This window comes from Streptomyces sp. NPDC006385, from assembly GCF_040612485.1.
In the GTDB taxonomy this organism is placed as follows: Bacteria; Actinomycetota; Actinomycetes; order Streptomycetales; family Streptomycetaceae; genus Streptomyces.
Genome location: NZ_JBEXQG010000019.1, coordinates 125,216 through 145,187, shown reverse-complemented (window position 1 = coordinate 145,187; position 19,972 = coordinate 125,216). Strand labels below are relative to the sequence as shown.

18 protein-coding genes and 1 pseudogene are annotated in these 19,972 nt (G+C 72.7%); 8 read left to right on the top strand and 11 right to left on the bottom strand.

Going from position 1 to position 19,972, the window contains the following annotated elements; genetic code table 11:
* The 3 genes from ABZ078_RS17835 to ABZ078_RS17825 all read left to right on the top strand — a co-directional run.
* The coding region (locus ABZ078_RS17835; protein WP_356576222.1) for a cbb3-type cytochrome c oxidase subunit I at nucleotides 1-454 on the top strand (454 nt) is incomplete at its 5' end.
* Nucleotides 451-786, top strand: coding sequence for a hypothetical protein (locus tag ABZ078_RS17830; protein ID WP_356576220.1), 336 nt, complete (start codon nucleotides 451-453; stop codon nucleotides 784-786). The genes ABZ078_RS17835 and ABZ078_RS17830, both read left to right, overlap by 4 nt.
* A gap of 155 nt (nucleotides 787-941) precedes the next feature.
* Nucleotides 942-2,153, top strand: coding sequence for a glycosyltransferase (locus ABZ078_RS17825; RefSeq protein ID WP_356576232.1), 1,212 nt, complete (start codon nucleotides 942-944; stop codon nucleotides 2,151-2,153).
* Nucleotides 2,154-2,584: 431 nt separating this feature from the next.
* On the opposite strand, the gene ABZ078_RS17820 is transcribed toward ABZ078_RS17825, so the two are convergent.
* Nucleotides 2,585-3,280: a TetR/AcrR family transcriptional regulator gene (locus ABZ078_RS17820; RefSeq protein WP_356576218.1), complete on the bottom strand. Its 696-nt coding sequence runs from the start codon at nucleotides 3,278-3,280 to the stop codon at nucleotides 2,585-2,587.
* Between the two features lie 198 nt (nucleotides 3,281-3,478).
* On the opposite strand from ABZ078_RS17820, the gene ABZ078_RS17815 reads away from it, so the two are divergent.
* Nucleotides 3,479-4,729, top strand: coding sequence for a YncE family protein (locus tag ABZ078_RS17815; protein ID WP_356576216.1), 1,251 nt, complete (start codon nucleotides 3,479-3,481; stop codon nucleotides 4,727-4,729).
* On the opposite strand, the gene ABZ078_RS17810 is transcribed toward ABZ078_RS17815, so the two are convergent.
* From ABZ078_RS17810 to ABZ078_RS17795, 4 genes are all read right to left on the bottom strand, one after another.
* Nucleotides 4,730-5,929 carry a glycosyltransferase gene (locus tag ABZ078_RS17810; protein ID WP_356576214.1) on the bottom strand — a complete coding sequence of 400 codons (1,200 nt, stop codon included), beginning with the start codon at nucleotides 5,927-5,929 and terminating at the stop codon, nucleotides 4,730-4,732.
* On the bottom strand, nucleotides 5,926-6,714 hold the full coding sequence (locus tag ABZ078_RS17805; protein WP_356576212.1) for a MerR family transcriptional regulator: 789 nt from the start codon (nucleotides 6,712-6,714) through the stop codon (nucleotides 5,926-5,928). The genes ABZ078_RS17810 and ABZ078_RS17805 overlap by 4 nt, the downstream gene beginning before the upstream one ends.
* Before the next feature lie 61 nt (nucleotides 6,715-6,775).
* Nucleotides 6,776-8,638: a cellulase family glycosylhydrolase gene (locus ABZ078_RS17800; RefSeq protein WP_356576210.1), complete on the bottom strand. Its 1,863-nt coding sequence runs from the start codon at nucleotides 8,636-8,638 to the stop codon at nucleotides 6,776-6,778.
* A 73-nt stretch (nucleotides 8,639-8,711) separates the two neighbouring features.
* Nucleotides 8,712-10,736, bottom strand: coding sequence for a translation factor GTPase family protein (locus ABZ078_RS17795; protein ID WP_356576208.1), 2,025 nt, complete (start codon nucleotides 10,734-10,736; stop codon nucleotides 8,712-8,714).
* Between the two features lie 679 nt (nucleotides 10,737-11,415).
* Between ABZ078_RS17795 and ABZ078_RS17790 the strand changes: the two genes are divergently transcribed.
* Both ABZ078_RS17790 and ABZ078_RS17785 read left to right on the top strand, forming a co-directional pair.
* Nucleotides 11,416-11,718, top strand: coding sequence for a hypothetical protein (locus ABZ078_RS17790; protein WP_356576206.1), 303 nt, complete (start codon nucleotides 11,416-11,418; stop codon nucleotides 11,716-11,718).
* 80 nt (nucleotides 11,719-11,798) lie between these two features.
* On the top strand, nucleotides 11,799-12,113 hold the full coding sequence (locus tag ABZ078_RS17785) for a metalloregulator ArsR/SmtB family transcription factor (protein WP_356576204.1): 315 nt from the start codon (nucleotides 11,799-11,801) through the stop codon (nucleotides 12,111-12,113).
* A 408-nt stretch (nucleotides 12,114-12,521) separates the two neighbouring features.
* Here the strand turns inward: ABZ078_RS17785 and ABZ078_RS17780 are convergent.
* Nucleotides 12,522-12,653 (bottom strand): annotated as a pseudogene (locus tag ABZ078_RS17780) (metal ABC transporter permease); the annotation flags it as partial.
* Nucleotides 12,654-12,695: 42 nt separating this feature from the next.
* Here ABZ078_RS17780 and ABZ078_RS17775 point away from each other — a divergent pair.
* Complete coding sequence (locus ABZ078_RS17775; RefSeq protein WP_356576202.1) at nucleotides 12,696-12,899, top strand: hypothetical protein; 204 nt, start codon at nucleotides 12,696-12,698, stop codon at nucleotides 12,897-12,899.
* 117 nt (nucleotides 12,900-13,016) lie between these two features.
* Entirely contained in the window at nucleotides 13,017-13,481 is a 465-nt protein-coding gene (locus ABZ078_RS17770; protein WP_356576200.1) for a Fur family transcriptional regulator, read from the top strand.
* Between the two features lie 38 nt (nucleotides 13,482-13,519).
* On the opposite strand, the gene ABZ078_RS17765 is transcribed toward ABZ078_RS17770, so the two are convergent.
* Genes ABZ078_RS17765 through ABZ078_RS17745 form a run of 5 tightly spaced genes read right to left on the bottom strand, consistent with a single transcriptional unit; the run spans nucleotide 13,520 to nucleotide 19,963 of the window.
* A complete protein-coding gene (locus tag ABZ078_RS17765; RefSeq protein WP_356576198.1) occupies nucleotides 13,520-15,277 on the bottom strand; it encodes an ABC transporter ATP-binding protein in 1,758 nt (585 codons plus the stop codon).
* Nucleotides 15,274-17,013 (bottom strand): ABC transporter ATP-binding protein, encoded by a 1,740-nt coding sequence (locus ABZ078_RS17760; RefSeq protein WP_356576196.1) that lies wholly within the window; start codon nucleotides 17,011-17,013, stop codon nucleotides 15,274-15,276. The genes ABZ078_RS17765 and ABZ078_RS17760 overlap by 4 nt, the downstream gene beginning before the upstream one ends.
* Nucleotides 17,014-17,064: 51 nt before the next feature.
* Entirely contained in the window at nucleotides 17,065-17,877 is an 813-nt protein-coding gene (locus ABZ078_RS17755) for an ABC transporter ATP-binding protein (protein WP_356576194.1), read from the bottom strand.
* Nucleotides 17,878-17,894: 17 nt separating this feature from the next.
* Nucleotides 17,895-18,902 carry an iron ABC transporter permease gene (locus ABZ078_RS17750; protein ID WP_356576192.1) on the bottom strand — a complete coding sequence of 336 codons (1,008 nt, stop codon included), beginning with the start codon at nucleotides 18,900-18,902 and terminating at the stop codon, nucleotides 17,895-17,897.
* A complete protein-coding gene (locus tag ABZ078_RS17745; protein ID WP_356576230.1) occupies nucleotides 18,899-19,963 on the bottom strand; it encodes an iron ABC transporter permease in 1,065 nt (354 codons plus the stop codon). The genes ABZ078_RS17750 and ABZ078_RS17745 overlap by 4 nt, the downstream gene beginning before the upstream one ends.
* Nucleotides 19,964-19,972 lie beyond the last annotated feature (9 nt).

Genomic DNA, 19,972 nt, shown 5'->3' with positions numbered 1-19,972 from the left:
TGGCCGGTGCTCTGTGGGGTGTCAGCCCGCAGTGCCGCCGCTTGAGCGGCTCGGCAAGATCACGTTCTGGACGCTGTTCATCGGCTTCCACGGCACCTTCCTGGTCCAGCACTGGCTGGGCGTGAACGGAATGCAACGCCGGATTCCCGACTATCTGGCGGTGGAGGGACTGACGCCGCTCAACACCTTGTCGACCGTGTTCTCGTTCGTGCTCGGCGCGTCGATCCTGCCGTTCTTCTACAACCTCTGGAAGACCGCGAAATACGGCGAGCCGGTCGGGGCCGACGACCCGTGGGGCTACGGCCGCTCGCTGGAATGGGCCACCTCCTGCCCGCCGCCGCGCCACAACTTCGTGGCACTCCCCCGCATCCGCAGCGAATCCCCGGCGTTCGACCTGCACCACCCTCGCCGCGCTGAAGCACCCGCGTCGGAGCGGGAGTTGACGTCCCGATGACCGGCATGGACACGCGCGCGCTGATCAACGACGTCGAGGGCCATCTGCTGCTCGCGGCCGCCCGTGCCGAGGGACGGGCGGCGGCCGCCCGTGTCACGGCGCCGCTCGACTGGCTGACATCCGGTCAGCGTGAGGAACTCCAGTGCCGTTTCGAGGCGGAGTACCTCGTACTCGCCCGCGACTCCTGGCAGCGCACGGCGGTGCGGGCCGGAACCCTGCGGGACGAGTACGAGGAGACCTACCGCGGGCTGCGACGCCGCCTCCTGGCCGGCTGCCTGCTGGCGTGGGCCGTCACGGCGGCTGTCGGCGTCGTGGTGCTGTGCGTGACGTAGGCCGTCACCACGACGAGACCGTCCCGTTCCGCACCACGAGACCGTCCCAGCCCGCTCGTCTCGGCCATTCCCGACCCCAAGACCGGTCGCCCTTCGCCGCTGTCCGCACACGCGGCACCCCGCGCCGCCATACTGACCGGGTGCGCGTAGCCATCATGACGGCGGGCTCCCGGGGCGACGTGGCCCCCTACACCGGACTCGGGCACGCCCTGTCCCGGGCCGGGCACGAGGTCACCCTGGTCACGCACGGCCGCTTCGAGGGGCTCGTGACGGGGGCCGGCGTGCGGTTCCGTCCGCTGCCGGTGGATCCTCGGGCGGAGCTGGAGTCCGCGCGCGGGCAGAGCCTGCACCGGAGCGCGACCGGCGCGGGCAAGCTCGTGCGCGTGGTGGCGATGGCACGGGCCCTGGCCGGGCGGATGACGGACGACATGCTGGCGGCCGCACGCTCCAGTGACCTCCTGCTCCTGGCAGGGTCCACCGCGCCCTTGGGCCATGCCATCGCCGAGGGCCTGGCGCTGCCGAGCATCGACCTCCCTCTGCAACCCCTCGCTCCCACCCGGGAGTTCGGGCCACCGATGCTCGGGGGCCGTTCCTGGGGCGGTCTCGGCAACCGCCTCGCCGGGCACGGCGTGAACCTCGCCATCGAGCGCGTATTCTCCGCCGCCGTACCGGATGTGCGGGCGCGGCTGGGGCTGCCTCGAAGCAAGCCACGCCCCACCCGAACGGGCCGCGTCCTCCACGGATTCAGCCCCCTGGTCGTACGGCGGCCACGCGACTGGCGGCCGCACCTGCAGATGGCGGGTTACTGGTGGCCGTACGACGCTGAGGCACAACTCCCCGCCGTGCTACGGGATTTCCTGGACGCCGGTCCGCCACCCGTCTTTGTGGGCCTGGGCAGCGCGACCGTGCCCGATCCGACGCGACTGAGTGCCGAGGTCGCCGGCGCCCTGCGCCGGGCGGGGCTGCGCGGGGTGATCCAGCGGGGCTGGGGTGGCCTGGCAGCCGACGGGGACGACGTACTGACCATCGGCGACGTTCCGCACTCCGCGCTTTTCCCGCGGATGGCCGCCGTGGTCCACCACTGCGGTGCGGGCACGACCGCGGCCGGGCTGCGCGCCGGGGTCCCGGCCGTGCCCCTGCCGGTCCAGTTCGACGAGGGTTTCTGGGGCGCCCGCCTGGTCGCGCTGGGTGTCGCGCCCTGTGCCGTGCCCCTGCGGAAGTTCTCGGCCGAGGCCCTGACAGCGGCCCTGCGCCAGGCGACCGGCGACCCCTCCTACGGCCGCCGCGCCCGGTCACTGGCCGACGCGCTGCGCGCCGAGGACGGTGTGGCGCCCGTCCTCGCGGCGGTGAACAGCTTCGAGGACTGAGCCCGACGGCCCGAGCGACGCCACGGCTCGCCCCAGCGCCATGAGCTGCTCCAACACCGCGGCTTCGCTTCCACGCCACGGCTCGTCGCAATGCCACGGCTGCCTCCACGCCACGGCCTGCCGCCAACGTCACGGCTCACCCCGTGGCCCCGACCCGCCACCACGTCACGACCGCCCCGACATCCCGGCTCCGTCCTCACGCCACGGTCGCCCCAACCCCCCAGCTCCGCCCCCGAGTCACGGCCCCCAACGCCCAGCTCTGCTCCCACGCCACGGTCGCCCCAACACCACGACCGACCGCCTCCACACCACAGCCCGCCGACACCATCACGGCTCGCACCAACGCCAGAGCCCGCCGCCAACGCCACAGCTCAAGCCCCAACGCCCCGGATCCGCCCCAACACCACCGCCCCCAACACCACGATGCGCACCTACCTCACGGCCGGCCCACCGTCACCCCTCACCTCAACCCCGCCCAGCCCCGCCCCCGTCGGCTGAAGGATTCCCAGCAGGATGCGGACGAGTTCGTCGACGACCTCGTCCAGGGTCGCCTCCACCCACCCCGCGCTCCAGTCGTGCAGCAGCCCGTTGACGCTGCCGATGAAGGCCGTCACGGCGAGGCGGTAGTCGCGGGGCGCCGCCTCCCCGCGGGTGACGGCGGCGGCGACCTCGGCGCAGACGAGTTCGACCCAGCGTGCGCGGCGGGCGAGGCGCTGCTCCTCCAGGCGGGGGCTGACGCCGACGATCTCGACGAAGGTGAGGCGGATGCGGCGCGGGTCGGCGGTGACGTTCGCGGCGTAGGAGCGGAAGATCAGGGTGGCGCGCTCGGCCAGCGGCAGGTTCTCCGCGCCGGCGATCGCCGCCAGGACCGCCTCCTCCGCCCACGCGTTGACCTGGAGGTGGAGGGCGGCCAGGACGTCCTCGAGGGTGCGGAACTCCTCGTAGAACTGACGCGTCGACAGGCCCGCGGCCTCGCTCAGTGCCGCGACGGTCGTGCCCCGGTAGCCCGGGCGGTCACCGAACAACTGGAGCGCCGCGTCCAGGAAGCGGCGCCGCCGCTCGGCCTGCCGTTCCACGGCCGACTTGCCGCCGTAGCGACCGGTGGGCGCTTTGAGCCTGCCCGCCACACTGTCCTCCCACCACCTCGCCGAACCGACGGCCAATTTTGTCGTGTCCGCGGTCTTGTGGAGAAGGGCCCCCCGTCCTTACTTTTCAGTAAGTTGATTCTGAAAGCGGTTGTGTTCAGATCCCTCCCTTCATTTTGGCATGCCCAGTTCACAACTAGGCCCCGTCACAGCCCCCCACCTCAGAGGAAGAGAGCAGACATGCCTGCCATCGGACCCAGGCACCTGTGCTCCGTAGCCGCCGCACTCGCCCTGACCGTCGCCGCCGCCCCCGCGAGCGCCGCCGCCGACTCCTCCGCAGCCGCCCTGCGCGAGGTGATGTTCGTCGGCAACAACTGGGACGGGACCGCCGATGTCATCAAGTCCTCCGGCGACTTCGCGAAGATCGGCCGTATCAACGTCATCCCCGACAAGGACGAACGGATGGCGGAGATCAACGCCGATCCCATCAAGTGGATCTACTTCATGGCGATCCGCAACAGCGTCGGCGAGGGCCACGACCAGTTCGTCGACGACATGTACTCCACGCCGGACGGCAGGTCGATGGTCGTCTCCCGGCCGAGCTTCGCCGACGTGGTGTCCATCGATCTGGCCACCGGTGCCATCAACTGGCGCTTCGCCGTCTCCGGTTACCGCGCCGACCACATGGCGGTCTCCCCCGACGGCACCCGGGTCGCGGTGTCGGCCTCGACCTCCAACACCGTCCATGTCCTGGACATCGACACGGGCAAGGAGCTGGGCAAGTTCGCCACCGGAGACAAGCCGCACGAGAACATCTTCACCCAGGACGGCAAGTACATCTACAACATGGCGATCGGCGACGTGAACACGCAGACCGACGCCCCGTGGCTGGACTGGACGAAGGGCGACCGGCGCATCACGGTCGTCGACGCGACCACGTACCAGCAGGTCAAGGTCATCGACATGCGCCCGCGCCTGGACGCGCTCGGGCTGAAGGACCACTCCGACGCCGTGCGGCCCGCCGTGTTCTCGCCGGACGAGTCGAAGCTGTACTTCCAGGTGTCGTTCTTCAACGGCTTCTTCGAGTACGACCTGGCCACCGACAAGATCACCCGGACCAAGACCCTGCCGAAGAACGCCGCGACCAGCGACGACCGCACCACCTACGTCAACGACTCGCGCCACCACGGCCTTTCGATGAGCCCCGACGGCAGCAAGCTGTGCGTCGCGGGCACGATGGACGACTACGCCACCGTGGTCAACCGCACCACGCTCCAGGAGGGCCCGCTCGTCACCGCCTCCAAGCCCTACTGGGCCACGGTCAGCGGTGACGGCAAGTCCTGCGTGGTCTCCGAGAGCGGCACCGACCAGGTCACCGCCATCGACTTCGCCACCGGCCGCAAGCAGGTGTCCGTCCCGGTCGGCGACCACCCGCAGCGGGTCCGGCTGGCCCGGGTACCGGCCGACTGGGCCGGTCCGTCGGCCGGCTGATCAGCCCAGGGCCTTCAGCACCGCCCCCACCCCGTCCTCGGTCGCCATGTGCCGCGCGGCGACCGAGGCGGCACGGGCGTACGTCTGCTGCCGCACGACCCGACCGAGCGCGTCGGCGAGCCGCTCCGCGGTGAGGGACGCGAAGGGGATCGGATCGGTGGCCGCACCGGTCGCGGCGAGCCGTCCCGCCCAGAACGGCTGATCCGCCGTCACCGGCACCGGGATCGCCGGGACTCCGGCGCCCAGGGCGGCCGCGGTGGTTCCCGCCCCGGCGTGATGCACCACGGCCGCCACCCTCGGGAACAGCAGCGCGTGGGGTATGTCGTCGATGGTCAGGACGTCGTCGCCGTCGGCGGCGAGGCCGGCGCTGCCCGCCTGGAGGATGCCGCGCAGCCCGGCTCGGCGCAGCGCCCGCACCGCGATCTCGCCGAGCCGCTCGCCGTGCCCGGCCGCCATGCTGCCGAAACCGATGAACACCGGGCGCGCCCCGGCCGCGAGGAAGTCCTCCACCTCGGCCGGCAGCCGGCGCTCCGGTGCGACGTACGGCCACCAGGTGCCGACGACATCGAGTCCCGCGCGCCAGTCGGACGGGCGCGGCACGAGCGCCGTGCTGAAGCCGTGCAGGACGGGCCGGTTCGCCCGTTCCTGTCGTCGGCGCATCTCGGCGGGGCCGAGTGGAGGCAGGTCCAGGTGGCGGCGCAGCTCGGTGACGGCCTCGGCGTAGACACGGTCGGCCATGCGCAGGGCGAAGCGTCCGGCGACGCGGTTGCCGGGGCGGCCGAACGATCGGGTGCCCATGACGTTCGGGGGGAAGTCGCCGGTCGGGGCGGTGGGTTGGAGGTAGACGCCTGTCGTCGGGATGTCCAGGGCCTCGGCCAGGTGCCAGCCGAGCTGTGCGGTGGTGGCCGACAGCAGGAGCAGCTCCGTGCCCTGCTCCACCGCGTCGGCGAACCCCCTGCCGAGGTCGGTGACGAACGCGGCGGCGGCCCGCATCAGTTCACGTCTGCCCTCGACCGCGCCCCGCGCCTGCGGGCGCGCGGGCAGGCCGCGGAATCCGAGCCCGGCCTCCCTCACGAGGGGCGCGAAGGCGTCGGTCGTGGCGAGGGTGACGTCGTGCCCGGCTTCGCGCAGTCCCGCCCCCAGGCCCGTGTAGGGCGCGACGTCGCCGCGTGATCCGGCGGCGGCGATCAGGATCCTCATCGGTCCTCCTCCTGGTCCGCGCGACGGGCCGCGTTCGCGTGGACGGCCCCGCGCATATAGCCGGCGAGGCCCGGCCGCTGCTGCGACGGCGGTACGACGAGCGCGAAGGCGCGTGGATCGGCGGCGAAGTCGTCCGCGATGCGCCGGTGCGTGTCGGGCGGGCAGGTGGTGAACCAGCGGGCGATGTGCAGCCGGTGTTCCTCGGCGAGGTCCATGGCCCGCTCACCGTCGTACGGCTCGCCCTCGTCGAAGGCCGCGAGGAGTTCCGCGCGCCAGGCGGCGGCCTCGCCCATGAGCCGCCGCCAGTCCTCCTTGGTGTGGGCGGCGGCGCGCGCCATCGACTCCTTCTGCCCCGCCGAGTCCCGCCACTTGAGCTGGGCCTCGGTGGCGTAGCTGAGGTCGAAGGCGATCTCGCCGAAGACCTCGAAGCGTTCGGCGGGGGTCAGCGCCACCCCCGTCCGCTGGACCTCGATGGCCTGCTCGGCGACCTCGGCAAGGCGCTGGAGCCGGCCGATCTCCTCGCCCAACTGCCGCAGCCGGGACTGGAGATGCTCCAGGGCGTTCGTCTGCGGGTCCTTGAGGATCTCGGCGATCTCGTCGAGGGAGAAGCCGAGTTCGCGGTAGAAGAGGATCTGCTGGAGCCGCGCCAGATCGGTGTCGTTGTACAGCCGGTAACCGGCGCCGCTGCGACCACTGGGCGAGAGCAGTCCCGCCCGGTCGTAGTGGTGCAGCGTGCGCACGGTCACCCCGGCGAAGGCCGCGACCTGCCCCACGGAGTAGCTCATTCACCTGCCCTTTCGTCAGGCTCCAGCGTGGAGCCTGACGTAAGGGGAGGGTCAAACAGGGCTACCGTCCGACGGTCCGCGCGGCCCACGCGGAGAGCTCGGACCGTGCGGCGTTCAGCTGAGCGGTCGAGGCAGTGCTCGCGCCGTTCGTGACCAGCGCGTAGTGCAGGACGCCGGAGTCCGTGTCGGTCAGGAGCAGGCGGCGGCTGCCCGTGCCGCCGGGTTCGGCGGCCACGCCGACCGGGGTCGTAGAGGAGTACGACGGCGGTGCGTGCACCGTGCCCAGGTCGGAGACCACCGTGGTGGACCCGGTCGGGAAGGACGCCGGAAGGTGCAGCTCGGTCGGCGCCGAGCCACTGTTGGAGCGCCACACCAGCAGCCCGTACTGGCCCGATCCCACGAGCTGCGCCACGTTGGGCAGTGAGCTGGGCACCGGGTTCCAGGTCAGGGTCGTGTCGCCGTCGTGTGAGCGGTCCTCGTAGGTGAAGGCGACGTTCTGGCCGGACGTGGCGCTCGGGTAGAGGCGGTCCAGCAGCCGGGCGTCCTGCCGCAGGACCGGCGTTCCGGAGTCGTCGAGGCGTACGGCGGACAGGTCCTCCTCGTTCCAGGCGTCACCGGCGGTGAGGACCTTGTCGGGGTTGCCGTTCATCAGCTCGCGGTGGCGTCCGTTGTAGATGTCCCACTGCCACTGCGAACCGGACAGCACCGGGCCGGAGCCGGTCGGGTTCGACCACCAGCTCTTGCCCGGGACGCGGGAGTCGAGGGCCTGGTACATCGCCTTGAGCACGGTCGGCGCCTTGTCGGAGACCGAACCCGCCAGCGGGTGGCCGAACTCGCTGACGATCGCGGGCGTGCGGGCGGCCGAGGCACGGTCGCGGACCGCGCCGAAGTCGCCGGCGTACTGGCCGTCGGCCGCCTTGCCCCACATGAAGACGCCGGAGATGGCCTTCTGGTCGTAGAAGTGGGTGTTGAAGACGTACCGCGGTCCGAGCGGGCCGGCGTCGAGCAGTCCGCCCTCCTGCTTCTGGAAGTCGATGTTGGCGTTCCAGAAGAGGTTCGGCTCGGCGAACAGCGGCTTGTCCCGCCAGCCGGCCGCGTCCATGCGCGCCCGGAACTTCTCGTAGAACGGCCAGAGCACGTCGCGTTCCCAGGCACGGCTGGTCTGCCCGGAGTCGTAGACGCCGGCGTGGGGCTCGTTGTACGGGTCGAAGCCTACGACGCCCGCGAACTGGGCGGCGGACATGTGCTGCTTGACGTACGCCATCGTCTTCTCGGCGGTGGCCAGGAAGGCGTCCTGGAGGCCGTACTCGTTGTGCCAGAAGTCGTACGACGCCTGCTTCACGGCCTCGTTCTGGGTGATGTTCTGGCCCCAGAACAGGCACAGCCCGCAGTTCTCGTCCGGGTAGTTCCCGGCGTCCACGGCCCACTTGGGGGCGCCGTCGCCGGTGTACCAGCTGTCGGGGTCGAACAGGTGCCGGGAGTAGAGGTCCTGGTGGAAGTCGGGGTAGACGCGGATGCCCGCGTCGAGGAAGGCGCGTATCTGGGCGGTGGCGGCGGCCAGATAGGTGGTGTCCACCTGGCCGCGTACGGGTTCCGCGTAGGCCCAGGAGAGCAGGAAGCGGATCGAGTTGCCGCCGCCGAGGTCGCGCAGCGCGGTCGCGGACTTCTTGGCGTCGGCGACCGAGGCGAAGGGCAGACCGTTGTTCTCGGCCAGTTTGGTCTCGCCCGAGACGTTGTAGCCGCGCAGCACGACCTCGCGGCCGTGGCCGTCGGTGAAGCGGCCGTTCTGCACGGTGAGGGGAGTTTCGTCGAACCAGAGGGAACCGGGAAGGGCGGCGGCGGTGGCGGGAGAGGGGCCCGCCACCGTCAAGGACCCGAAGAGGACGAAGAGGACAACCAGTAGACGCGTCCGAATGGTCGGCATGACCACTACAGTCCGGTGGTTTCAGGTCACAGTCAACACCGCTGACTCTGGAGTAAGTTCAGTCTCGGCCACCTCAACCCGCCACTCTGCGCGTCAGGTTCAACAGGTACTCCTTCCGGTTCAGCGGGTTGAGGCCGGTACGGCGGCGCTCCGGGGCCGTACCGCGCGGGGCGGGCGCGTAGTGGTCGAAGGCGCTCTCCAGTTCGCCCTCGCCGCGCGTCAGCCCAGGCAACTGCTGCTCCAGTTCGTGCACGTGGGCCGCGGGCACCGAGCCCTCCAGCGCGCAGGAGGCGCCCCGGGTCTCGGTGGTCCGCGGCACCGCGCGCAGCCTCGTCAGCACCGGCAGCAGTGCGGCCAGGGTGTCGGTCGGGGCCTCGATGCGGAAGCGGTGCATCGGCTCGCGGACCTCGGTGCCCGCCCTGCGCAGAGCCTCGATGAGGACCAGCGGGGTCAGGCCGCGGAAGTCGTAGCCGGTGCTGGACATGCTCTTGTCGAAGCCCTGGTGGGCGTGGCTCTGCCGCGGCGCGTAGCCGGAGTGGGTCATGGTGACCGTGCAGTCGGGGACCTGCCAGCCGTGCAGCCCCTGGCCGAGCGTCTCGCGGACGGTGTCCTCGACGGCCTTGAAGAAGGCGTACGGCATCGAGCCCAGCTCCACCTCCAGCCGGAAGTCCACGCCCGATCCCGTCGGCGTCGGGTCGACGCGCAGGCCGACCGTCGCGAGGAAGGGGTTCGCGTCCCTCTTCTTGAACTCGACCGCCGCGCCCGAGCCGACCAGCCGCTCGACGCACAGAGGTGTCGTCTCGCGGAAGGTGACGTCGAGGCCGAACTCGTCGGCGAGCGTGGCCTGGATGACCTCCTTCTGCACCTCGCCGTAGAGGGAGACGAAGATCTCCTGCCGCACCTCGTCGTGACGCAGGTCGATCAGCGGGTCCTGTTCGGCGAGCCGGGTGAGGGCGCGGTGCAGTGCCCGCCGGTCCGTGCCACCGGCCGGGACGACGACCGTTTCGAGGGTGGGCGGGGCGAAGAAGTGCCCGTACGCCTTGCGGGGTTCACCGAGGGCGTCGCCGATCCTGATGTCGGTCAGGCCCCACAGCTTGGCGATCCGCCCGGCGGGGACGGTGTCGCCCCGGACGTCCGCGCCCTGGTCGAAGACGCTGATCGCGGTGATCCGCCCCTCGGCGCGGGTGTCGCCCTGGGCGTCGGCGTCGTCGGCCGCCCCGGAGGCTCTCGGTTCACCGGCCGCGCCGAAGCGGATCCGGTCGCGGGTCCGCAGGGTCCCGGAGAACATCCGGGCGTACGCGACCTTCTCCCCCGCCGGTCCCCGCTCCACCTTGAAGACGGTGCCCGAGACCGGTCCGTCGGGGTCGCCGCAGGCGGCGGGCAGCAGTTCCTTGATCCCGGCGATCAGCGCGTCGACGCCCGCGCCCGTGACGGCGGAGCCGAAGTACACCGGGTGGACGAGGGCCTGCCGGGTCCGGTCGACGAGGGCCGTGCGCAGGCGGGCGGAGGAGACCGTGCCGTCGACGTACTCGGCCAGCAGGTCCTCGTCGAGGTCGGTGAGGACGTCCAGCGCGGACGGGCCGAGACCGGGGAGGAACCGCGCGGCGCGGGTGCCGAGCGCGCGGGCCGTTCCCATCGGTACGACGGACGCCGTGAGCCGTTCGGAGACGGCCCGCAGGACGGCGTCGTACCGCGCCCCGCGTCGGTCGATCTTGTTGACGAACACGAGGGTCGGAATGCGCAGCCGTTGCAGCGTGCGCATCAGGACCCGCGTCTGCGGCTGGACTCCCTCGACGGCCGACACGACCAGCACGGCACCGTCGAGCACGCCGAGCACCCGCTCCACCTCGGCGATGAAGTCCGGGTGGCCGGGGGTGTCGATCAGGTTGACGGTCACGTCGTCGAGCGCGAAGGACACGACGGCGGACTTGATGGTGATGCCGCGCTGCCGCTCCAGCGCGAGGGAGTCGGTCTGTGTGTTCCCGGCGTCGACGCTGCCGATCTCGTCGATCACGCCCGCGGTGTGCAGCAGGCGTTCGGTCAGGCTGGTCTTACCCGCGTCGACATGGGCGAGGATTCCGAGGTTGAGCGAGTGCACGAAGCGTCATGTCCTTCGATGAGGGGGTCGTTCCTTCCTGGGGGGACATGAACGCAGTGCGCATCGCTGCTCCTCTGTGCGTGACGACGGGTCGTGTGCAGTGCACCAGGGCCCACCCACACAGGCAATGGATTAACGCTCAACCAACCTGTCGAGTCGCCCGGGCTGACCTCGGACCCGGCCGCGGCCGGCGACGCGATCGTCTCGGGGCTCGTGCCGTCCGACGGCTGAAGGGTCCGCAGGGCGGTGATCCGGAGCCGTCGCCGCCTTCCCGCCCGGCATCGACCGCAGCGGCTGGAAGCCGTTCGGCCGCGCGCGGACGACTCCGTCGTCACGCTCACCCCAGAGCGCCTGCCTGCGAGTCCTCGTCGGCAACACCGTCCCGGTCGTCGCCCCGGGCGACACGCGCATCGACGAGCACCAGAGCACCAGAGCACCAGAGCACCCGAGCACCCGAGCACCCGAGCACCCGAGCACCCGAGCACCCGCCCCGAGCGTCACCTTCCCCAAGCCATTGGGGCCGCTTGACCCACCGATGACCTTCGGCGAGCGAAGATCGAAGCGGTGATCAGCGGCCGCCGCCGCCTGACTCATGCATGAATCGCTATATGTTAATGTTGCCAAGTCGCCCGCACAGGAGAACCACGGGCGGCCGCAAGCACAAGCAAGGAGCCCCCCCATGAGCACTGCCACCGAACACCGCACCCACGAGGACCACACCCACGCCCACGGCGACGGCTGCGGTCACGTCGCCATCCCGCACGACGACCACACCGACTACGCCCACGACGGCCACATGCACCGGGTGCACGACGACCACGTCGACGAGTGCGCCGCCGCCGGTCACGCCGTCCACGAGGGCCACGACCATCAGCACGGCGAGGGCTGCGGCCACGTGGCCGTGCCGCACGGCGATCACACCGACTACGTGCACGACGGCCACCGTCACGCCGCACACGACGGACACTGGGACGATCACTGAAAAGCCCAGTTCACCGGCACGGCGCCGGCCGAACGGTCACCTCGGAACTGGAAATCGTTGCCACATGCTAATGTATGCATGTGACAACGACTTCCCCTCCCCCGCCGGACGAGCCGGCCCATCAGGACCTACAGGCGGCGAGCGAGCTGCTGCGCGCACTGGCCTCACCTGTACGTCTGGGGATCGTGCGCGAACTGTCCGGTGGCGCGAAGTACGTCCATGAACTGGTCGACGCCCTGGACGTGAGCCAGCCACTGGTGTCCCAGCACCTGAGGGTGCTGCGCACTTCCCGGATCGTCACCGCCCGGCGCAAGGCGCGGGAGACGCAGTACACCCTCACCGACGACCACGTCGCGCACATCGTGCTCGACGCCATCCGGCACGCGCAGGAATAACACCGCGTTCGCGGGACACAGCACCACCTCGACGGCCGCCCGGCTTCTCGCCGGGCGGCCGTCACCGTTTCGGCGCACTCCTCGCGGCTCCCCCATGGATCCCGCACAACCCATTGCCCTCTTTTTGCAGCGGCGCCTCCTCCGGCGGGGGCGGGACGGGCACGGCGGACGACGGCGCGTCCGGCACCGGCGCCGACGACGACGCGTCCCCGGCCGGCGGCGCGGCGGGGCGTGTCGGTGAAGAAAGCGCGGAGCTCGCCGATCGGGCGCCGGCGCAGGTCGGCGAGGCCGACCAGCTCCAGGGCCTCCTCGACGGCCGCGCGGTCCACGGGCTTGGCCCGGCGCAGCCGGCCGAGGGAACGCGTGCGGCCGGACAGCACCGCCCCGGCGAGTCAGAGCGAACAGGGCGGTCAGCACGCAGACGATGGAGCCGCCCGCGGCCAGGTCGTAGGCGTACGACACGTACAGCCCCGCCAGCGAGCCCGTGCCGCCGAGCAGCGAGGCCGTCAGAGTCATCGCCCACAGCCGTTCGGTCAGCATCCGCGCTGCCGGCACGACGCGCTGAGCAAGGTCGAGGCCCGCATGCGGTGGGCCTGTGCCGACCCGGCCGAGCCGGAGGTCTGGCCGCCCGGCGCCCGGCTCCTCACGTCGCACACGCTCACCACGCTGCCCGCGCGTGTGCACGACCGGCTGCCCGCCGCGTACCAGGAGATGCTGTCGGGCCTGGCCGAGCAGCGGCTGCCACAGGTCGAGGAGTACCGCCGCAATCTCCTCCGTCTGCCGTAGGTCCGGCGGGCGCTCTGAGCGCTTCGGCCGCCCATGCATGAGCCGGCATTCATATGGCTGTGGATATCATGTTCATATAAGCCTTCGTCGATTCGGCAAGCGCAGGAGGGAGCTGCCATGGGCGGCCGGACCACCCGGCAGCGGAGGGCGGTCATGCGGGCGCTCGCCAGCCGTCAGGACTTCGTCTCGGCTCAGGAGTTGCACACCCTGCTCGTCGAGGACGGGGTCCGGATCGGCCTGACCACGGTCTATCGCGCCCTGCGTGATCTGGAGGCGTCGGGTGGCGCGGACGTCGTACGCGACGACGCCGGCGAAAGGCTCTACCGGCCGCGCCCCGCCGACGGCCACCGCCACTACCTGCTGTGCCGCGCCTGCGGCCGCAGCCGCCCGGTCGACTCGGACGTCGTGGAGCAGTGGGCCGGACGGATCGCCGCCGACACCGGCTACACCGCGGTGCAGCACACCGTCGAACTCTCCGGCATCTGCGCCGACTGCCAGCCCCGCGGGGACGAAGGAGAAACATCACGCCGCTGGGAGCGCTCCCCTGACTCCCCGGACCGGGCCCGCAGCTGCGCGAGCTGAGGGAGACCGGGCGCGCTCCGCTCACCGCGGCCGGCGAGTCACTCTCCCGCTTGCCCGAGCACGCGGTTGAGTGCGCTGTCGCGGCGGGCGGTGAGCTCCTCCCAGGTGCCCTGTTCCGCGATGCGGCCGGCTTCGAGGACGGCGATGCGGTCGGCGCGGCGCATGGTGGCGGGGCGGTGGGCGATGACGATGGTGGTGCGGTCTGCCGTGCCGATCGCGGCGGCGAGTCGGGCGTCCGAGGCGTTGTCCAGGTGGGCGGTGGTCTCGTCCAGTACGAGGACTCTGGGCTCGGCCAGCAGGGCGCGGGCGAGGGCGACGCGGGCGCGCTGGCCGCCCGAGAGGGTGGAGCCGCGCTCGCCGACGAGGGTGTCCATGGGGGCGATCCGGTCGATGCCGCACAGCCGGGCCGTTTCGGCGAGCAGGTGTTCCCCGGCGTCCGGTGCGGCGAGGCGCAGGTTGTCGGCGAGGGTGCCGTGGAAGAGAGGGGTGTCCTGGCCCACCACGGCGACGGCATCGCGGAGTTGGGCGTCGGTGAGGTGGCGCAGGTCGACGGGGTCCTCGCCGTCGGGCATGAGCAGGACGGCTCCCGTGGACGGGTCCCAGAAGCGGGCCAGCAGGTGGGCGCAGGTCGACTTGCCGGCGCCCGAGGCGCCGACCAGGGCGAGGGTCCGCCCGGCGGGGACCGTCAGGTCGACGCCGTCCAGCACGGGCCGGCCCCCGTAGTCGAAGCTCACCCGGTCCAGTCGGACGCCCAGCGGGCCCGGGGGAAGCGGGCGGGGTGTGGCGGGCGGCGGGGCGAGCGCGGGGGCTTTCAGGGCCGCGTCGACGCGGGCGGCCGCGGCGCGCAGTCCCACGGCCTGGCTGAGAGCTCTGGCCGACTCGGCGACCGGGCCCAGCACCGACAGAGCCAGTGCCATCGCCGCCGGGGCCCATGCGCCGTGCAGCCGCCCGGAGGTCACGGACTGGGCCGCGGCAGCCACCACGCCGAGGACCGCCAGCACGATGAGGGCGTCGCGGACCGCGACGGCCAGGGCCTCCCAGGTGGCCTCGGCCCGCTGGGCCTCGCCCACCTTTCGGCCCTGTCGGGCGAGCAGGCGGCGCCGCGCGGCGAGCCCGCCGAAGGCCAGCAGTTCGCGCAGCCCGTCGACGGTCTCCACGGTGTCGGCCGAGAGCTGCGCGGACGCCGCTCGGGTGCGGGCTCCACGCACCGCGCGTGAGCGCGCGTCGGCGAAGGGCGCCACGGCGAGCAGCGCGGCGACCGGCAGCACCGCCGCCGACAACCAGGGTTCCACCGTGGCCAGTGCGGCGGTACCGCCGGTGAACAGCACGCCCGATGCGAGGAGTTGGGCCGTGGTGTGGGCGTAGAAGAACTCCAGTGCCTCCACGTCGGCCATCGCGGTGGCGGCCAGGTCTCCGCTGCGTTTGCCGGCCACCCGGGCGGGCGCGCTGCGGGCGAGCCCGTCGAAGATCCGCACCCGCAGTTCGGCCAGCACCCGGTAGGCCAGGTCGTGCGAGAGGTCCATCTCGCGCCAGGTCGTCAGGGCGCGCACGAGGACGAGGACGGCGAGTGCGGTGACGGTACCGGGCGAGGGGGCGCGGTCCTCGATGACGGCGGTTCCGACGGTGTGCGCGGCCAGCGTCAACAGCGCGACCAGCGAACCCTGTTCGACGAGTGCGGCGGCGCAGGTGCGGGCCATCATGCCCCGGTGCCCGGTGAGAGCGGGCAGCAGGGCGCGCAGTGAGCCACGCGCGGGCCCGGAGGCGGCCGTGGTGCCGTGGGTGGTGCTGCTGCTCATGCGGCGAGCCCTTCTTCATGGGTGCGGCCCGTCCTGACGAGTTCGGCGTAGACGCCGCCGGCTTCGACGAGCTCGGCGTGTTGGCCGACCGCGTCCACGCGTCCGCCGTCCAGGACCACGATGCGGTCGGCGTGCCGGGCCGCGGCGAGCCGGTGGGCGACCACCAGGACCGTGCGGCCGTCCACGGCGTCGAGCAGATGGCGGACGATGTCGGCCTCGCGGCGTTCGTCGACCGCGCTGGTGGCCTCGTCGAGGACGAGTACCGGGGCATCGGCCAGCAGGGCGCGGGCGAGGGCGAGTCGCTGGCGCTGGCCGCCGGACAGGGTGGCGCCGCGTTCGCCGAGGACGGTGGCGTAGCCGTCGGGAAGGGCGGCGATCTCGTCGTGGATGCCGGCGGTGCGGGCCGCCCGTACGAGCTCGTCGTCCGTGGCGGCCGGCCGTGCCAGGCGCAGGTTGTCGGCGATGGTGGCGTGGAAGAGGTACGTCTCCTGGGAGACGACGGCGATGCCCTGCCGCAGCGAGTCCAGCGCGTACTCGGTCACGTCGCGGCCGCCGATGCCGATGCGGCCCTGCTGCGGGTCGCGATGGCGCAGGAGCAGGGCGAGCAAGGTGGATTTGCCGGCGCCCGAGGGGCCGACGATCGCCGTGGTGCGTCCTGCCTCGGCGGTGAAGGTGACCCCGCGGAGGGCGGGTGCCTCCGCGCCGTCGTAACGGAACTCGACGTCCTCGAAGCGCAGTTCGGGCGGGGTCGGCCAGTGTGCCTGCGCTGTTCCCGTGTCGGGAACGGCGGCTTCGGCGGTGCGCAGCGCCGCGAGCCCGTCCGCGGCCGACACGCCCAGGTACCCGGCGTGCCATTCGCGGGACAGGTCGCGGACGGGCCGGAAGCACTCGGAGGCGAGGAGCAGCAGCAGATAGGTGCCCGTCGCCGTGGTGGCTCCGGTGACGGCCGACCAGCAGCCGAGCAGCGCGGCGGCCACGACGCCGCCCTGGATGGCCAGGTCGGTCAGGCCGGTGTCGACGAGCGACACGCGGAGCTTGGCGACGGTCGCGCGGTGCAGTGCCGTCGAACGCTCCTCGAGCCGTTCCCGGGCGCGTCCGACGGCGCCCGCGGCCCGCAGGGCGGGCATGCCCTGGAGGGCCTCCAGATAGTCGGCGCCCAGACTCTCGTAGGTGTCCCAGTGTTCTTTGCCGCGCCTGGCGAGGAGCCGGTCCCAGGCGCGCGGGCCGACCAGGGCGAGCAGCAGGGCGGGGACGAGGCCGAGGAGGGCGCGCGGTTCGATGGCGGCCATGGCGGCGAGCAGCAGGGGCGGCAGGGTGAGGGTGATGAGGAGCTGGGGCAGGTAGCGGGAGACGTAGGCGTCGACGCCCTCGACCCCGTCGACGAGCGTGGTGCGCACGGCCCCGGCGCGGGCGGTGGTGAGATGCGCGGGCCCGAGCCGTCCGAGGTGGGCGAGGAGTTCGTCCCTCAGGCGCACCCTGACCTGCGCGCCGGCGCGGATGGCGACGCGTCGCTGCCAGGTGCCGAGCGCGGCCCGGGCGGCGACGACGCCGAGCACGGTTCCGAGGAGCGGCGCGAGCCGGTGCGTGCCGCCCCCGGCCAGCTCGGCGAGGGCGACGGCGAGCAGCACGGCCTGCGCGAGGTGGGTGAGTGCGACGGCCCCTTGCAGGAGGGTGGCCGCGAGCAGGGGGCGCCGGGCGTGCCGTGCGGCACGGCGCAGCTCGGGGTGGACTGTCACGAGGTCCGCTCCTCGGGGTGGGTGGTGCCGAGGGCAGGGCCGTGGACCCTGTCACTCATCCTCGGTGATTCCTGGCAGGGGACGATCCGGGTAACACACCGGCCAACCGCCTTCGGGATCCTGACCGACCCGGCCCGCCACCTGGAGGACGTCCGCCAGCAGCCCGGGCGTGACGACCTCCTTCGGTGCCCCGTCGGCCACCACGCGGCCGTCCCGCAGCGCCACGATCCGCTCGGCGAAGCGGGCGGCGTGCGCCAGGTCGTGCAGGACCATCACGACGGTGAGACCGCGCTCCTCGCGCAACCGCACCACGGTCTGCAGCACGTCGAGCTGGTGGTGCAGGTCCAGGTAGGTGGTCGGCTCGTCGAGCAGCAGGACGCGGGTGTCCTGGGCGAGTGCCATCGCGAGCCGCACCCGTTGCCGCTCGCCCCCGGACAGCGCGTCGACTTCGCGCTCGGCCCACTCCGCCACGCCGACGTCGCGCAGGGCACGCCGCACCACGGGGTCGTCGCCCTCGCGCAGCATGCCGAGCGGGCCTCGGGCCGCGTACCGCCCCTGCCGGACGAGTTGACGCACCGTCATTCCGGGGACGGCGGGGGCCGATTGGTGCAGCAGCGCGACCCGCCGGGCGGTGGCGCGCCGGGACAGGTGAGCGAGGTCGTCCCCGCCGAGCAGCACGCGCCCCTCGTCCGGCCGCAGCAGGCCGGCTGCCAGCCGCAGCAGAGTTGACTTGCCGCAGCCGTTGAGCCCGATGAGGGCGGTCAGCTCACCCGGCGCGACGGCCATCTCGACGCCGCGCAGCACGGGCCGGTCGGGGTAGCCGAAGCGGACCCCCTCCACGCGGATCCCCACGGGCTCGGTCATGCTTTCCTCCGTCGACATCAGAACGTACGGCTCGGCGCGCGACGCACGACGACCAGCAGCAACGCGGCTCCGAGGCACGTGGTGAGTGCCCCGACCGGCAAGGTGAGCCGGCCGAAGTCCCACGCGACCGCCAGCAGCCGTGACAGCAGCTGTGCCGCCGCGTCCGACCCGCACACCACGGCAGCCCCCACCAGGGCGGCACCGGGCAGCGACAGCCGCAGGTCCGCCCCGAACAGGGCCACGGCGACATGCGGTACGAGCAGCCCGACGAACCCCAGCGCCCCGACGGCGGCCACCGCACCCGCCGTCAGCGCCACCGCGCAGAGCAGGCCGAGGGACCGGGCGCGTCCGGTGGACAGCCCTGCCGCGGTGGCGAGTTCGTCCCCGCAGCGCAGCAGGGTCAGCGGCCCGGCGAGCAGCCATGCCGCAGCGCCCCAGGTCAGCGCCCAGGGCCACAGCAGGTGCCAGTGCTGCCAGACTCGGCCCTCCGTCGTGCCGACGAGCCACTGGACGACGCTGCCCAACTCGCCCGGCGCGACGAGCAGCACCATGGCGGTGAGTCCGCCGAGCACCGCCGACACGAGGACTCCGTGCAGGGCGGTCTGCGCCGGGTCGCCCCGGCCACGGCCGGCGAGCAGCCACAGCAACGCGGCCCCGGTGCAGCCGCCCACGCACGCGGCGACGACCACGGCGAGGGGCGACTGCCACCCCGCGAGGCCGAGGCCGGTCGCGGTGACGGCGCCCAGCACGGCGCCCGGCGTCACACCCGTGACCTCGGGTCCGGCGAGGGGATTGCGCAGCGCGGACTGGAGGACCAGGCCCGCGACGCCCAGACACGCTCCCGCGCCGAGGGCCACCAGCAGCCGGGGCAGCCGGAGTTGGAAGAAGATGTGCCGTTCCGTCGCATCGCCGTTTCCGCCGAGTACGTCCCAGACCACGGCCGGGGACATGCCTCGCCCCGCCAGCAATTCGGTGCACGCGCACCCGACAATGAGCGCGGCGAGCGCCCAGAAACGCCGTTTCATCCAGCTTCCCCCACTCCCGATGCCCCTCCGGGCACGCACCCTGAGTCCGGACCCGTCGCTCGCCGCGGCGCCGCCCGCCTCCGGTTGGCCGACCGGAGCAGGGCGACCCCGGCAGGCACGCCGAGCAGGGCCGTCCAGGCGCCGACCGGCGTCTCGACGGGCGCCAGGGCGAGCCGGGCCGGGACGTCGGCGACGGCCACCACGACCGCGCCCCACGCCGCCGACCAGGGCAGCCAACGCACCGCGTCCGCGGCCGGGTTGAGCCGCCGTGCCAGGTGCGGGGCGAGGAAGCCGACCCATGCCACCGGCCCGCACACGGCCGTCACGGGCGCGATCAGTACGATCGCGATCGCCAGCGCGGCGAACCGGGCCCGCCGCGCGCGCACGCCCAGTGCCTCGGCGTCCTCGTCCCCCAACCGCAGCACCGCCAGCACCGGCGCGCACAGCACGAGGGCGGGTGCCGCGACGAACAGCCAGGGCCACAGGCCGATGACGTCGTCCCAGGTGCGGGCGGAGAGTGAGCCGAGCAGGTACCGGTAGATCAGCTGGAGGTCGAGCTGGTCGGCCATCACCATGAGCACCAGCAGCGCGGCCTGCAACGCGGCGGCGACCGCCGCCCCGGTGAGCAGCACGGCGGACGGGCTGCGTCCCGCCCCGGCCGCGAGCAGGGTGAGTCCGCCGCCGAGCACGGCCCCGCCGATCGCCAGCAGCGGCTGGACGCCGGCGGGGATGGTCACCGCCAGCACCAGCGGTGCGGCGACCCCGAACGCGGCTCCTGACGACACACCCAGCATCTCGGGGATGGCCAGGGCATTGCGCAGCGCCTCCTGCAGCACGAGGCCCGCGGCACCCAGGCAGGCACCGGCGACCAACGCCAGCACCAGCCGGGGCAGGCGGAGTTCGGTGACGACGATCCCGGCGAGGGTGGTGTCGCCGTCCCGCAGCGCACCGGGCAGCTGGTGCAGCGGCACATACGGTGTACCCAGGCTGAGCGCGCAGCCGGAGGCGACGGCCAGGAGCGTGACCAGGACGGGGAGTTGCCACGGCCGTGCGGACAGCATGGCCCTCCG